Origin of the sequence: Lactobacillus panisapium (assembly GCF_019469265.1) — a bacterium.
Classification (GTDB): Bacteria; Bacillota; Bacilli; order Lactobacillales; family Lactobacillaceae; genus Lactobacillus; species Lactobacillus panisapium.
This window is the reverse complement of record NZ_CP048268.1, coordinates 2,040,084-2,055,331: the sequence shown is the minus strand read 5'-3', so window position 1 is coordinate 2,055,331 and position 15,248 is coordinate 2,040,084. Positions and strand designations below refer to the sequence as shown.

Here is a 15,248-nt window from a genome sequence, read left to right as displayed (position 1 = left end):
AGAATAAAAGATGCAATTAGCAGCCTTAAAGCACCGAACAGAAAGTGAAGATTGCTTTGTTATAAGTCCGCACCACGTTCGGATCCGGTTTCATAGCGCAAAAAATGATGTTGCCAAGGTAGTTGTTCATTATACCGATAATTATCTGGATACTAAGACAGATAAAAAAGCGGACTTAAAATTACTGGGTCACGGACAAGTGAGTGATCACTGGGGTGTAACTTTAAAGGCCCCTTACCGGCGCCTTAAGTATACGTTTGAAGTCATTGGTAAAGACGACAGCCATGTTATCGTCGGCGATCGCGGGATTAGCAGCTTTAATTCGCAAAATCTGAACGCTGACAGTAGCTATTTTAAATTACCCTATTTGCACACAATTGACATGACAACGGTACCTCAATGGGTAAAGCAGACGGTTTGGTACCAAATTTTCCCGGAACGTTTTGCTAACGGGGATACTTATAACGACCCGCAGGGAACGAAAAAATGGCAGCCTAGTGATCATCCCGGAAGAGAAGATTATTATGGCGGCGATTTGCAGGGAATCATCGACCATTTAGATTATTTGCAAGAATTGGGCGTTACAGGATTATATCTTTGTCCCATTTTTAAGGCAAGTTCCAATCATAAATACGACACAATTGACTATTTAGAAATTGATCCTGCTTTTGGTGACAAACAGCTTTTTGCCGAGCTAGTTGAGCAGGCACATAAGCGGGGGATGCGCGTGATGCTTGATGCCGTTTTTAATCACCTAGGGAGTCAATCATTGCAGTGGCAAGATGTAGTTAAAAACGGTGCGAAATCAAAATTTGCTGACTGGTTTCACATTAATCAATTTCCGGTTAACCCAAATCAAACTGGTCAAAAAGCAATGCCCAATTATGATACTTTTGCCTTTGAACCAAGCATGCCTAAACTTAATACCGCCAACCCGGCAGTGCAGGATTTTCTCTTAGAAATTGCCACTTACTGGGTAAAATATTTCGACATTGATGCTTGGCGGCTTGACGTGGCAAATGAAGTTGATCATCATTTTTGGCGCAGATTTCATGCTGCTCTGACCGCTATTAAGCCGGATTTTTACATTGTTGGTGAAATCTGGCACAGCGCTAGACCATGGCTAAATGGCGACGAGTTCACTGCTGTAATGAATTATCCGTATACTTTGCAGATTGAGGAGCACTTTTTTAAGAAAACAAAAACGGCGCAAGCATTGGTTGCGGCGCTAACTGATCAGTTAATGCTGTATCGCGATAGCACTAACCAAGCCATGATGAATATGCTAGATTCTCACGATACCGCCCGAATTTTAACGCTGGCACAAGGTGATCAAGAATTGGCCTTGCAGGCGTTAACCTTTATGTTTATGCAGACTGGCAGTCCGTGTATTTATTACGGCACCGAAATGGGCATGACTGGCGGAAATGATCCAGATTGCCGTAAGCCGATGGATTGGAGTAAGAAAAATAGTGCAGTTTGGCAGCAAGTACAGCAATTAATTGCCTTTCGGAAAAAATACGCAGATACCTTGGGCCAAGGTGAAATATCTTTAACTGTTACTGCAACCGGCTTAATTAAAGTTGTTCGGACAAAAGACGTCAAAATTACGGCATATTTCAACACAACTACCAAAGATGTCGCACTTACGGGGCAAGCAATCTTACAGCAAAACTTTGCCAATGGATTGTTAAAGCCCAAGGGAATTGCAATTGAAGTTGAATAATATCTAAGCAGCAGGCAAAGAAAGCCTGCTGCTTTTTTCATAATTATTTTGATACCGTTAACAGAGGATTTTGGATTGCAAAGATGCTCCATTTTGGCGAATAATGAAAGCGTAAACAAAACCGCACAAGAGGAGATAAGCAGATGAAACGGATTTTTGAGATTAATCCTTGGCAAGTTACTACGCATGAGTTTAATCCGGCAGATAAACGTCTGCAGGAAAGCATTACGTCAATTGGTAATGATTACATGGGGATGCGCGGTAATTTTGAAGAGGGTTATTCAGGCGATAGCTTGCAAGGAACCTACTTGGCTGGAGTTTGGTTTCCGGATAAGACACGAGTGGGCTGGTGGAAAAATGGTTATCCCAAGTACTTTGGCAAGTCCATCAATGCCCCCAGTTTTATTGGCATCGGCATTAATATTAACGGCGAAAAGCTGGATCTAGCAACCAGCAAGATCAAAGATTTTTCTTTTTCACTGGATATGCATCAAGGCCTCTTGACGCGGAGCTTTACTTATTTGGGAACAACAACCACGGTTAGGTTTGAATTTCAACGTTTTTTACATATTAAACAAAAAGAAGCGGCACTGATTAACGTTGTGGCGACAGTCTTAACGGGAAAAGCCAAAATTACCTTTACAGCAACGCTGGATGGCACGGTTACTAATGAAGACAGCAACTACAATGAGCATTTTTGGCAAAGCTGCGGTGAAGATAGCGATCAGCGCACGATTCAGGTTAAAACAATCCCCAATCCATATGGAGTTCCGCAATTTACAGTTCTCTTAAAGCAGGGATTGCGGCATAACAATCATTTTGTCAAAGGAATGGTCACAACAACTAAAGCTGGGCTCAGTGAAAAGTTAACGGTTGACCTCAATTCCGGTGATCGCTATAACCTTGAAAAAGACGTAATTGTTGTTACTAGTCGCGATGTTGAGCCAGAAATGCAAGCTCAAAAAGCCGCCGAATTGATGACACGCTTGCAGGCCAAGAGCTTTGCCGAAAATCTAGCTGAGCATACCGCTATCTGGCAAAGACGGTGGGAAAAAAGTGACGTGGTAATCACCGGTAATGATTTGGCCCAGCAGGGAATTAGGTTCAATATTTTACAGTTGTTTATGACTTACTATGGCGAAGATAAACGACTCAATGTTGGTCCCAAGGGTTTTACCGGCGAAAAGTATGGTGGTGCGACTTACTGGGATACTGAAGCCTTTATCTTCCCGATGTATTTATGCGTGGCTAAGCCAAACGTGACGAGGGCACTGCTTCAATATCGGCACGATCAACTGGCAGGAGCCTATCAGAATGCTAAAGATCTTGGGTTAAAGGGTGCGCTTTTCCCAATGGTGACCTTTAACGGTCTTGAATGCCACAATGAATGGGAAATTACCTTTGAAGAAATTCACCGTAATGCTGATATTGCATTTGCAATTAAGCGTTATACCAGTTATACCGGGGATGAGTCTTATGTTAAAAACGAGGGAATGGATGTTTTAGTTGAAACAGCACGTTTTTGGGCAGATCGGGTTCACTATTCAAAATGGCGGCAAAAGTATGTCATGCACGGTGTAACCGGGCCGAATGAGTATGAGAATAATGTCAACAATAACTGGTTTACTAACCTGATGGCGCAATGGGTTTTGCAATACACCTTAGAGCGCCTGCCCCTAGCTGATCCCGCAGCCCAAAAGAGAGTTCACGTTAGTGAACAGGAAAAAGCTAACTGGCAGGACATTATTGCTAATATGTATTTGCCGGAAGATCATGAACGCGGCATCTTTTTACAGCAAGATGACTTTTTAGACAAAGATTTGCAGCCAGCAAAGGAAATTCCGGCAACTGAACGTCCAATTAACCAGCATTGGTCTTGGGATAAAATCCTTCGTTCACCGTTTATCAAGCAAGCAGATGTCTTGCAGGGAATCTACTATTTGGATGATCGCTTTACTAAAGAAGAAAAGGAGCGCAACTTTGATTTTTATGAACCACTCACCGTTCATGAGAGTTCTCTTTCGCCTTGTGTTCACTCAATTTTAGCGGCTGAATTAGGTAAAAAGAAACAATCGGTTGCTCTTTATGAACGAACAGCCAGGTTAGACCTTGATAACTACAATAATGATACTACCGATGGACTACATATAACTTCAATGAGCGGTTCATGGCTTGCAATTGTTCAAGGCTTTGCGGGAATGCGTTATGACAAAGAGCAGCTAAAGTTCAATCCGTTCGTTCCCGATAACTGGCAGAATTATAGTTTCAAACTTAACTACCGTAATCGTTTAATTAAAGTAGCCGTTAGCCATGATGAAGTTAAGCTTGATTTGATTAGTGGTAAGCAGCTTACAGTCATGGTTAAAGACCAACAGGTTGAATTGAAAGAAGGTGAAGTGGCATGCTTAAAGGTTTGATTTTTGATTTAGACGGCGTTTTGACAGATTCAGCGAAGTTTCATTTAGCCGCTTGGAATGATTTAGCTAAAGAATTAGGAATTAGACTGACAAACGAGCAACTGAACTCGTTACGAGGAATTTCTCGCATGGATTCCCTAGATTTAATCTTGCAATATGGTCATCAAACTAATGAGTATACTGAGCAGCAGAAGAAGCAGTTTGCGGCAGCTAAGAACGAGAAGTTCTTACAGCAAGTAGATACGATGACGCCGAAAGACATTTTACCTGGCATTCCGCAACTACTTGCGGATGCACAAGAGGCCAATTTAAAAATGTGCATTGCTTCGGCTTCGAAAAATGCGCCTAAAATATTGCACAAATTGAAGATTGCCAGTAAGTTTGCTGGCATTGTCGATGCGGCAACAGTTAACAAGGGCAAGCCAGATCCGGAAATCTATCAAAAGGCGCAACAACTTTTGCACTTAAAGGCGAGTGAAGTGATCAGTTTTGAAGATGCCGCAGCTGGGGTTGCTGCAATTAAAGCGGCCGGGCAATTTGCCGTTGGTATTGGCGACCGCACCGTGTTGAAAGAGGCCGACTATCTTGTCGCTTCAACCAAAGACTTGCAGTTAGATAAGATCGTGGCTGCTTATATAAACAGCTAGTTAAGAAGGTAGGTAAAAAGAATGGTTGAAGTTGATTTAAACCATCTATGCAAAAAATATGAGGGTAATGACCAGTATTCTGTGAAGGACTTTGATTTACATATCAAAGATAAGGAATTTATCGTCTTTGTTGGGCCTTCTGGTTGTGGTAAATCGACTACTTTGAGGATGATTGCCGGATTGGAAGATATCAGCAAAGGCACACTCGAGATTGATCATCAGGTAATGAACGATGTAGCGCCAAAGGACCGCCATATTGCAATGGTATTTCAAAACTACGCGCTTTATCCGCACATGACAATTTACGACAATATGGCCTTTGGGCTAAAGCTGCGTCATTATAAGAAAAGCGAAATTGATCAGCGAGTGCAACATGCAGCTGAAATTTTGAACCTGAAAGAATACTTGGATAAAAAACCAGCTGAGCTATCTGGCGGTCAAAGACAGCGGGTAGCTTTAGGTAGAGCAATCGTGCGGGATGCACCCATCTTTTTAATGGATGAGCCTTTATCCAACCTGGATGCAAAATTGCGGGTATCAATGCGGGCCGAAATTGCCAAGCTGCATCAGGACTTAGGTACAACAACCATTTACGTCACGCACGATCAAACAGAGGCGATGACTTTAGCTGACCGTGTAGTTGTAATGTCGGTTGGTAAAGTTGAGCAAATTGGTTCCCCGCAAGAAGTATATAACCATCCCGTTAATCAATTCGTAGCAGGCTTTATCGGTTCGCCCCAGATGAATTTCTTTAATGTCCATTATCATAATGGGCGTGTGACTGATAATCGCGGCATTGACATGGGAATACCTGAGGGGAAAGCAAAATTGCTCGAAAAGAAGGGCTATAACGACCGTGATTTGATTTTGGGCATTAGACCTGAAGATATTCACGCTGAAGAAGCGTTTCTCGAAACTTGGCCGAACGCAGTGGTTAATTCGACGGTCGTTGTGTCCGAATTACTAGGGGCAACAATTCAGCTTTACCAAAAAGTTGCTAATACGGAATTCGTTGCCAATATTAATGCGCGGGATCTTTACCAACCCGGTGATCAAGTCAAGATGGGATTTGACCTCAACAAGGCCCACTTTTTTGATCAAGACACCACGCTGGCAATTGTTAATTAGGGAATAAATTCAGTTGCCAAATGGGAACTGAAAATAAAAAAGCATGTTGTTTTAAATTAGGAGGTAAATAACATGAAAATTTGGAAGAAAGTAGCATTAGGTAGTACAGCAATTTTAGCGGCAATGTCTCTTGCAGCTTGCTCAAATAATGATTCAAAATCAGCAAGCGGAAATAGCAGCCAAAATACGAAATTGACGCTCTGGGTTGATACTAATCAAGTGTCATATTATAAGAAAATTGCTAGTGATTTTACTAAATCGCATAAAAATATCACTGTTCGCGTTACGCAAAATCCAACTGGTTCAGCTAATGCCAAAACTGATGTCGGCAAGGACCCATCAAAAGCTGCCGATGTTTTTGAAGCACCTAACGACCAATTAGGACAAATGGCAGACTCAGGTTACATTAACCCGCTCTCACCAAAAGATACCAGCAATATTAAGGCTAATTACATTGCCGTTGCTGCTAAGGGAGTAACCTGGAAAGGAAAAATTTATGCCTATCCATACGCACAACAGGCACAGACAATTTATTACGATAAGTCTAAGTTATCTGCTAATGATGTCAAAAATTGGAAAACCTTAACTTCTAAAGGTGTTGTTGCAACGGACTTTACTAACGCTTATGTTATGTGGCCAGTCTTCTTCTCAGCTGGTACAAAGTTGTATGGTGACAGCGGTGAAGATTTAAAGGGCTCAACGTTTAATTCACAAAAGGGTGTTAATGCACTGAAATGGTACGCTGAACAAAGAAATAACAAGGGCGTAATGCAGACTTCAAACGCATTAAACCAATTGAAGAAGGGTAATGCGCAAGCTATTTTAGATGGTCCTTGGAATGCTGCCAATATCAAGAAAATTCTAGGCAAGAACTTTGCGGTTGCGAAGTATCCAATGATTGAAGTTGGCGGTAAGTCAGTTCAAATGCAGGCATTCCTTGGAATCGAAGGTTTTGCAGTTAATGCTCACACTAAGAATCCAAAAGCTGCTTCAGAATTGGCTGCTTACATCACAAATAAGAAAGCACAATTAATCGCTCATAAGGAAGCTGGGCAAATTCCAGTTCTTAAAGAAGCAATTAACGATCCAGCTGTGAAGAAGGATTCAGTGGCTGATGCGGTAATTGAAATGTCTAAACCAGGCAACTCAGTCTTGATGCCAAAATTACCACAAATGTCAGTCTTCTGGAATGATGTTCCTCCTCTAGTTAACGGTGCTTATGATGGCAAAGTTAAACCAGCACAATACAAGGCTCAACTTGCTAAATTGGCCAAGGCTTCTGAAAAGAAATAGTTAATCTTAAGCACTAAAGGTTGGGCAGGCAGCGTCCAACCTTTTTGCTCAGGAAGAGGAGAAATTATGTTTAAAAAGAAAAAGCATGCTGCTGTTAAGGCAACTTTTCGTGAGGTTTGGTCTAAAGGCAGTATTGCAACCAAATTGTCCTTCTTTATTATGGGCAGCAATGCCCTTGAGAATAAGCAGTGGGTTAAGGGCTTAACACTGTTATTAGCAGAAGTTGCATTTATTATCTGGTTTATTTTTAGCGGAATATCGGCAATTAGTATGCTGACTACTCTGGGAGAAAATAAAACCAAAAAAGTGGTTTATGATAGTGCCCAAGGCGTTTATATCACTAAGCAGCCGTCAAATTCGGTGTTAATTCTGTTATTTGGCCTTCTTGCTGTCATTATCTGTATTGCAATGATTTATCTTTATATCGTTAACTTGCGCTCGACCAGAAAGAATTACGTCTTGAGTCGTGATGGCAAACACATTTTAAGTAATAAAGAAGAGCTAGCAAGTTTGTTTGATTCCCGGTTGCACGATACGTTAATGGCTTTTCCTATTTTAGGAATTCTGTGTTTTACTATTTTGCCAACAATCTTTATGATTTCAATGGCTTTTACGAACTATGACCGGCAGCATCCCATTGCTTTTTCTTGGACTGGTTTCCAGGCTTTTGGAAGTGTGATTAGCGGGGACTTATCCGGTACCTTTTTCCCAGTTTTAGGCTGGACAATTGTCTGGGCAATAGCCGCTACAGCGACGACTTTCTTCTTTGGCGTTTTATTGGCGCTGTTAATTGAATCAAAGGGCATTAAGCATAAAGGCTTTTGGCGGACAATTTTTGTAATTGTTTGGGCTGTGCCACAATTTGTTTCTTTACTGATGATGGCACAATTTCTTGATTATCAGGGTGCGCTCAATAATATCTTGATGAATATTGGCATGATAGCTCACCCAATTCATTTCATTGATAGTCAGGCTTCGCCCTTAGTAGCGCGGATTACGGTTATTATCGTTAACATGTGGATTGGTATTCCAGTTTCAATGTTAGTATCCACTGCTATTATTCAAAACCTGCCGACAGATCAAATTGAGGCTGCTAAAATGGACGGTGCTAACGCAATGCAGATTTTTAAATCAATTACTTTTCCGCAGATTCTCTTCGTGATGGCTCCTTCCTTAATTCAGCAATTTATCGGCAATATTAATAACTTTAATGTCATTTACCTGCTAACTGGTGGTGCACCAATGAATAATCGCTATAACGGGGCAGGTTCAACGGACTTGCTGGTAACTTGGCTGTACAATCTGACATTTGGTCAAGAGCAGCGCTACAATGCCTCGGCAGTTTTAGGTATTTTAATCTTTATCATTAGTGCCGTCTTTTCGCTGCTGGCCTATCGTCATACCAATGCTTTTAAGGAGGGCTAAAGATGAAATCTTATCAAAATCAAAAACGCCTTTCGCTATTTTTCCGTTATCTTTTATTAATTATCTTGGCAATTGTCTGGATTTTACCAATCATTTGGATTATTTTAGCGAGTTTCTCATACAATGATACTGGCTTTGTTTCGACTTTTTGGCCAGATAAGTTCACGTTTGATAATTATATTGGTATTTTTACCAATTCCCAGTATCCATTAGTTAATTGGATTATTAATACGTTGATCATCTCAATTTTATCAATGATTATTTCAACCTTTTTAACTATTTCAGTGGCATATGTCTTATCGCGGTTGCGCTTTTCGTTTCGTAAACCGTTTATGCAAATTGCCCTTATTTTGGGAATGTTTCCCGGGTTCATGTCAATGATTGCTCTTTACTATATTTTAAAGGGACTCAACATGCTCAATCTGGGCGGATTATTGCTAGTTTATGTCGGTGGTGCCGGACTAGGATTCTATGTTGCCAAGGGCTTCTTCGATACGGTGCCGTTTTCAATTGATGAAGCAGCTGAAATTGATGGGGCAACTAAGTGGCAGATTTTTACTAACGTTGATTTACCTTTAGCAAAACCAATGATTGTCTACACCGCTTTGACGGCATTTATTGCTCCGTGGACTGACTTCATTTTCTCTGGCATTATCTTATCGACTTCGGGGAATCCCAAAACATATACAATTGCCTATGGTTTGTACAACATGGTGCATAATACCAAGGGCAATGCGACCCAGTTCTTTGCGGAATTTGTCGCTGGCTGTGTTATTATTGCTATTCCAATTACAATTTTGTTTATCTTCATGCAAAAATTTTATGTTAATGGCATTACCGCCGGTGCCGAAAAAGGTTAATTTACGGCAAAAAGTTCAAAGTGCGACCATAAGCAGTCGCACTTTTTTGTTTACGTCCAAGATTTTTAATTGCGGTAAAATATAACTAAAAAAGAAGGTGAGCTAATGATTAAAATTATTCAGGGAGATATAACCAAATTAGTCGTAGATGCAATTGTTAATGCTGCCAATAATTCACTTCTTGGCGGTCTTGGTGTTGATGGCGCAATTCATCAAGCAGCTGGCCCCGACTTACTTCAGGAATGTCGCGAACTTCACGGTTGTGAGACCGGTCAAGCAAAAATTACCCGGGGCTATCGCCTGCCTGCTAAGCATGTGATTCATACAGTTGGCCCGGTTTATTCAGGTTCATCTACCGATAGCCAGCTTTTACGCGCTTGTTACCTTAATTCGCTATCTTTAGCCAAGCAGAATAACTTACACAGTATTGCCTTTCCGGCTATTTCAACTGGTGCTTACGGTTTTCCTGCAAAAAGGGCGGCTGAAATTGCATTTGCAGCAGTAAAAGACTGGTTAAAGCAAAATCCTTCAGCTAAGATGGAAGTTACGATGTGTGCTTTTGACAACGCAACATTTCAGCTTTATCAAAAAGAACTAGCCAAATAAAAAAACTCGTGAATGCTCATCCGTCCGCTAACTAGTAGACGGTTTTTATCAAGTTCACGAGTTTTTATTTAACTTAGTTAACAATTGCAGCAAAGGCTTCATATGGCTTTAAGGTAAGTGCCTGTAAAGTTTGCGGAGCGCAATAGTTACTGAGTAAAACCTGTTTAAGCTGATCTGGTGCAGTAAATTGCGCTTTATTTTCACTAAGATTAGCGACAATTAGCCAGCGCTGATCGCCTAATTCGCGGTAATATGCTAAGACATCAGCAGAAGTTGTTAGCGGCTTAAATGAGCCCGTAACAACAATTTCGTTTTCATGGCGCAAACGAATTAGTTTTTGGTAAGTGTAAAAAATAGAATTAGGATCAGCTAAAGCGGCTTGAACATTAATTTGCTGGTAATTGGGATTAACTTTAAGCCAAGGCTCACCACTGGTAAAACCGGCTTGCAGCCGATCCGACCATTGCATTGGCCGCCGAGCGTTATCGCGACCTTTGGCATTAATTGCCTTAAGGAGCTCTTGTTTAGAATAGCCCTTTTGAAGTCGGTCATGATACATATTGATGCTTTCAAGGTCTGCAACTTCAGTGATATCTTTAACCGGATAATTAGTCATCCCAATTTCTTCACCATTATAAATATAAGGTGTGCCGCGCATTAAATGGAGGGCAATTGCGAACATCTTCGCTGATTGCACGCGATAAGTAGTGTCGCTGCCCCAGCGCGAGATGACACGGGGAAGATCATGATTTTCCCAAAAAAGACTATTCCAAGCATGGCGGTAGTCTAGCTGCGTTTGCCATTTAAGCAAAATCTTTTTAAGAGCAGCTGGTCGATAGGGGGCAAGATCCCACTTTTCTTTGCCTGGCTGCTGGTCAACTTGCTGATCCTCAAACTGAAAGACCATTGAAAGCTCATGCCGTGCTGGATCTGAATACTTAGTAACTGTTTCTAAATCGGCGCTCCATGTTTCGCCAACGGTCATGATATCACGATTGGCTAATACTTTCTGGTTCATTTCTTGCAAGTAGGGATGCAATTTTGGTCCGTTTGCGCCAATCTTGCGATCAGGCTCTTTACCAATTAGCTCAATTACATCCATGCGAAAACCGCCAATGCCCTTATCAAGCCAAAAAGTCATCATCTCATAAATTTTTTGTCGTAATTCAGGATTTTGCCAATTTAAGTCAGGCTGCTCAGGAGCAAAAAAGTGGAGGTAGTATTGGCCAGTTGTCTGATCATATTGCCACGCAGAACCAGAGAAATTAGAAGTTAAGTCATTAGGCTCGTGCCTATTGATAGGATCACGCCAAATGTAAAAATCACGCTTAGGATTATTTTTACTTTTCCGTGCTTCGATAAACCATTGGTGTTGATCAGAGGTATGGTTAACCACGAGATCCATAATAATGCGGATATTTCTTTTTTTGGCTTCTGCAATCAGCCTGTCTAAATCCGCCATGGTCCCATATTGCGGGTCAATGGCCTGATAGTCAGAAATATCATAACCGTTATCAACGCCAGGTGACTGATAAATGGGTGAGAGCCAGATGGCATCAATTCCCAATTTTTGTAAATAATCTAGGCGGTTAATAATCCCGTTTAGGTCGCCAATACCGTCACCATTGCTGTCTTGGAATGATTTAGGGTAAATTTGATAGATAACTGCGTTTTTCCACCAAGGTGTCATATTTTTCCTCCCACTTGTAAGCGTTAACTTGAGATGCTAGTAAAATTATAACATGGTGCAGCTTCAGTAGATTTTGTTACCGGTATCTAATTAAAGCCCTAATTCATTGCGCAAAGCTAGCGCATCTTGATCGTTACCTAATTGAGCAAGTGCATCTTTTAAGCCTAATAGCGGTTTACCATCACGGTCTGGCGTGGTTTTGCCATGAGCTAGTGAGCTTAGGATAGCTTCATTAACAATATCGACAGTAATTCTGAAGTAGCGGTCAATCTTATCATCAGTAATTGCTTGAATCGAACTCAATTCATGTTCAGGAAAATGACTAATCCGGTTTGCAGTTGAAAAGGCTAGTGTAATTTCGCCACTGCCATTGCCACTAAATGAACCGCTGCGAGTAATGCCGATACTAGAACGTTTAGCGATTCTTTTTAATTGACGCGAATTAAATGGAATATCCGTTGCAATAATCGTGATAATACTACCTTTTTCTTTACTATCTTTATTATCAACAATCTTTTTGCCAATTGCTCGGCCGTAAATATTTAAGTCGGTGCTGAGGCCAAAATTAGACATGACTAAAGCGCCCATTGTGAAAGTCTGGTCATCAATTTTAATTTTGCGTGAAGCAGAACCGATACCGCCTTTAAGTTCATAGCAGCGCATTCCAGTACCAGCGCCTACGCCACCTTCAGCAAATTCAGACGAAGCAGCCGCAAAGGCCTCGTTAACGTCTTCTTCAGTAACGCCTAAATCGCGAATATGATTAATACTACTGTCATTGCATTCCATTACTATCGGATTAACACTACCCGTTGTCAGGCCGATTTCTGGATTTTCAGCAAGCATTCTTTTCACTAAAGCAGTAGTGGCGGTTCCGACACTTAGAGTATTAGTTAAGACTAGCGGTGTTTCAATTGTACCCAGTTCTTCTATCTGAACTAAACCAGTGCTTTTACCAAAGCCGTTGATAACATGCGCAGCTGCCGGCATTTTTTCACGAAAAATATTATCCTGGCAAGGCTTGATGACGGTTACACCTGTTTGCAAACGATCAGTAACAATTGTTTTATGGCCAACGGTCACGCCAGCCACATCGGTAATTAGATTTCGCTGTCCGGTCGGTGCATCACTAAGCGCAAATAAAAGTGGTTTGTTAAGTCCCATGGTATCTCCTTTAATACTATAAATTGTAATTAATATCTTATTTTAAGCTTAAGGTTAAATTAATGAAAGACTTTAAAATTTATATGAGAAAAGAAAAAAGCCAAATTCGTCATAGAAATTGGCTTTCTTAGTTTAATATTTAGTTTTTCTTGCGACTAAACCAAATGCCTGCTAAGCTGCTGAGCAATAATGCCGCACCTGCTGAAATGACGGCAATTTGCGTCTTTTTGTCAGTACCTGTTTGCGGTAGATGGCTAGGGTCAGAACTGCTTGCCGTGCTAGCTTGGGAGGAACTAGCGGAAGAGGTTTGTTGGGTTACGCCAGTTGGTACAAGACCGAGGTGTGAATTGGTTTTACCTTTAGCAGTTGGTTTACTGCTTGGGGTTTTACCATTCTTGCCATTTTTACTGTTCTTACTTTTACCTTTACCGTTTGCGGCAATTTCAGCCGCACTAGCAGTACCTTCTTGAGCATAAACATAGGTTACTGATTGTGGGCTAGCAGAAAAGAAACCGGTAGCATTGTCTGGACGGGCCTTTAACGTATAGCCAGAAACGGTCTTGGCCATTGAAATGTAGCCATCGCCAACATTACCTTTAAGTACTTCATCAGGCGCAATGGTTTTACCATTTTCATCTTGGTAATGGACAGTTACATCAGCGGCTTGGACTGGGGTAGTAACAGCTGCAGTAGATGCAGGAATTTTCGCATAAACAGCAGTAACTTCACGGGACGTATTATAGTTGCCGGAAAAAGTTTTATCACCGCCCACAAGGTTATAGCCAGGAATTTGGTCTGCACTAAGATTATAGCTGTCACCAATTGGACCACAGAATTTAGTATCATCAATACCAGGGATAGGTTTGCCACTTTCATCAACGTGGTGCAAAGTAATTGGTTCACTTAGACGGACATAAGTATCGGTAGGAAGATCTTCTGTGTTTGTTGCTTCATAATCATAATAATAAGTTTTTAACAAGTCTAGGGGTGATAATTTTTGCTTACCTTTGGGATTAAAAATAGTGCCACCGTGAGCAGCATCAACTTGTTGCCAAGGTTCTTTAACTGCTTTATCAAATGCGAAGTTTTCACTCATTTGCTCCCATTGTTCGTCAGTATAATGAGTAAGGCCAGCAAATGCTGCTAACGCTGATTTAGGGCCAAGAACTAAAGTACTGAGGTTAGATAGACCCCCGAGCATATGATCAACACAGTTATCACCTTTAGCTAATTTCGAGGACACTAAGTCAAAATAACTCAGATCAAGCTTTCTTAGGTTAGTACAACCGTAAAACAAACGGGCAGTATAAGCTAATTTAGGAGTAGTAGAGGGAAAGGTAAATTCGGTTAATCCCGTGCACCCTTCAAACATTGATGGAATGCTTTCCAACACCGGTGTCTTAAAGCTAGACAAATCAATGGTTGATAACGAAGAGCAACCATAAAACATAGTAGACATGCTGGTTACTTTCTCAGTATTAAAGCCTTTCAAATTAATTTGCTTAAGGCTAGAGCAACCATAAAACATGCCGTCCATGTATACAACATTTGAAGTATCTAAGCTGGAGAGATCAAGGCTAGTTAACTTAGGGCAATTGGCAAACATACTACCCATATAAATAGCTTCCGAAGTATCGAGCAGCTTTAGACCAGTAATCTCAGTTAATTCCGCAAAATTACTGAAAAATCCGCTTGTAGCGTTACCGCTCAGTTTAGTTGCAGCTGTAATTTTTATTTTTTTAGCTTTTGCAAGTGAAACATCGCTGCCAGCGATTTTCCACGTAGCAAGGACATCATTCACATATTGCTGAGTGTCATAAGAACCACCATTGATTGATAACTCATCAGTATCTTGGTTATAGCTTAAGTTAAGACCATGGACTTGCCCCGAAACAGTTCTTTCTGCAGGAGCACTGTCGCGTTTAGTGGGCGTATCATTAGGTTCTGTAGCTGAAAGGTCGCTACTAGAATCAACTTCATTTTTGTCGGTGGCAGGACTATTTTCTTCCTCATTAGAAGAATCGTTCGGCACAGCCTCAGAAGAATTTTCTGTAGTTAAAGTTGTTGGTTGAATAGCAGCTTTCTTTGTAACTCGTTTTTTAGCTATATTAACGGTCTTTTTAGCAGCTTGATTAGTAGGTTGTGTTGCAGCGCTAACTTTATCGGGATTAGCAGCAACAAGGCTGAGTGCGATGGCAGCAGCACTTGTGAACAAGACTTTGCCTTTCGTGTGTGTTAGATTATTTGGCTTTTTCATGAAGTACCTCATAGATAATTTATATTATGTAAGTT

General features: G+C 41.1%; 11 protein-coding genes. 8 read left to right on the top strand and 3 right to left on the bottom strand.

Going from position 1 to position 15,248, the window contains the following annotated elements; genetic code table 11:
- Nucleotides 1–10: 10 nt before the first annotated feature.
- The 8 genes from GYM71_RS09670 to GYM71_RS09635 all read left to right on the top strand — a co-directional run bounded on the left by GYM71_RS09670 (nucleotide 11) and on the right by GYM71_RS09635 (nucleotide 10,102).
- Nucleotides 11–1,726, top strand: coding sequence for a glycoside hydrolase family 13 protein (locus tag GYM71_RS09670; RefSeq protein WP_220220316.1), 1,716 nt, complete (start codon nucleotides 11–13; stop codon nucleotides 1,724–1,726).
- Between the two features lie 143 nt (nucleotides 1,727–1,869).
- Nucleotides 1,870–4,143: a glycoside hydrolase family 65 protein gene (locus GYM71_RS09665; protein ID WP_220220315.1), complete on the top strand. Its 2,274-nt coding sequence runs from the start codon at nucleotides 1,870–1,872 to the stop codon at nucleotides 4,141–4,143.
- Nucleotides 4,128–4,790: a beta-phosphoglucomutase gene (gene pgmB, locus GYM71_RS09660; RefSeq protein ID WP_220220314.1), complete on the top strand. Its 663-nt coding sequence runs from the start codon at nucleotides 4,128–4,130 to the stop codon at nucleotides 4,788–4,790. The genes GYM71_RS09665 and pgmB overlap by 16 nt, the downstream gene beginning before the upstream one ends.
- 21 nt (nucleotides 4,791–4,811) lie before the next feature.
- Nucleotides 4,812–5,918 carry an ABC transporter ATP-binding protein gene (locus tag GYM71_RS09655; protein WP_220220313.1) on the top strand — a complete coding sequence of 369 codons (1,107 nt, stop codon included), beginning with the start codon at nucleotides 4,812–4,814 and terminating at the stop codon, nucleotides 5,916–5,918.
- Nucleotides 5,919–5,990: 72 nt separating this feature from the next.
- Complete coding sequence (locus GYM71_RS09650) at nucleotides 5,991–7,211, top strand: extracellular solute-binding protein (protein WP_220220312.1); 1,221 nt, start codon at nucleotides 5,991–5,993, stop codon at nucleotides 7,209–7,211.
- A gap of 66 nt (nucleotides 7,212–7,277) precedes the next feature.
- Nucleotides 7,278–8,636 (top strand): carbohydrate ABC transporter permease, encoded by a 1,359-nt coding sequence (locus GYM71_RS09645; RefSeq protein WP_220220311.1) that lies wholly within the window; start codon nucleotides 7,278–7,280, stop codon nucleotides 8,634–8,636.
- A 2-nt stretch (nucleotides 8,637–8,638) separates the two neighbouring features.
- A complete protein-coding gene (locus GYM71_RS09640) occupies nucleotides 8,639–9,496 on the top strand; it encodes a sugar ABC transporter permease (protein ID WP_220220310.1) in 858 nt (285 codons plus the stop codon).
- 105 nt (nucleotides 9,497–9,601) lie between these two features.
- The gene (locus tag GYM71_RS09635) at nucleotides 9,602–10,102 is read left to right on the top strand and encodes an O-acetyl-ADP-ribose deacetylase (protein ID WP_220220309.1); all 501 of its coding nucleotides are present in this window, start codon (nucleotides 9,602–9,604) and stop codon (nucleotides 10,100–10,102) included.
- Between the two features lie 73 nt (nucleotides 10,103–10,175).
- On the opposite strand, the gene GYM71_RS09630 is transcribed toward GYM71_RS09635, so the two are convergent.
- The 3 genes from GYM71_RS09630 to GYM71_RS09620 all read right to left on the bottom strand — a co-directional run bounded on the left by GYM71_RS09630 (nucleotide 10,176) and on the right by GYM71_RS09620 (nucleotide 15,213).
- Nucleotides 10,176–11,792 carry a glycoside hydrolase family 13 protein gene (locus tag GYM71_RS09630; protein ID WP_220220308.1) on the bottom strand — a complete coding sequence of 539 codons (1,617 nt, stop codon included), beginning with the start codon at nucleotides 11,790–11,792 and terminating at the stop codon, nucleotides 10,176–10,178.
- Between the two features lie 90 nt (nucleotides 11,793–11,882).
- Nucleotides 11,883–12,956 (bottom strand): P1 family peptidase, encoded by a 1,074-nt coding sequence (locus GYM71_RS09625; RefSeq protein WP_220220307.1) that lies wholly within the window; start codon nucleotides 12,954–12,956, stop codon nucleotides 11,883–11,885.
- Nucleotides 12,957–13,095: 139 nt separating this feature from the next.
- Nucleotides 13,096–15,213 (bottom strand): MucBP domain-containing protein, encoded by a 2,118-nt coding sequence (locus GYM71_RS09620; RefSeq protein WP_220220306.1) that lies wholly within the window; start codon nucleotides 15,211–15,213, stop codon nucleotides 13,096–13,098.
- Nucleotides 15,214–15,248 lie beyond the last annotated feature (35 nt).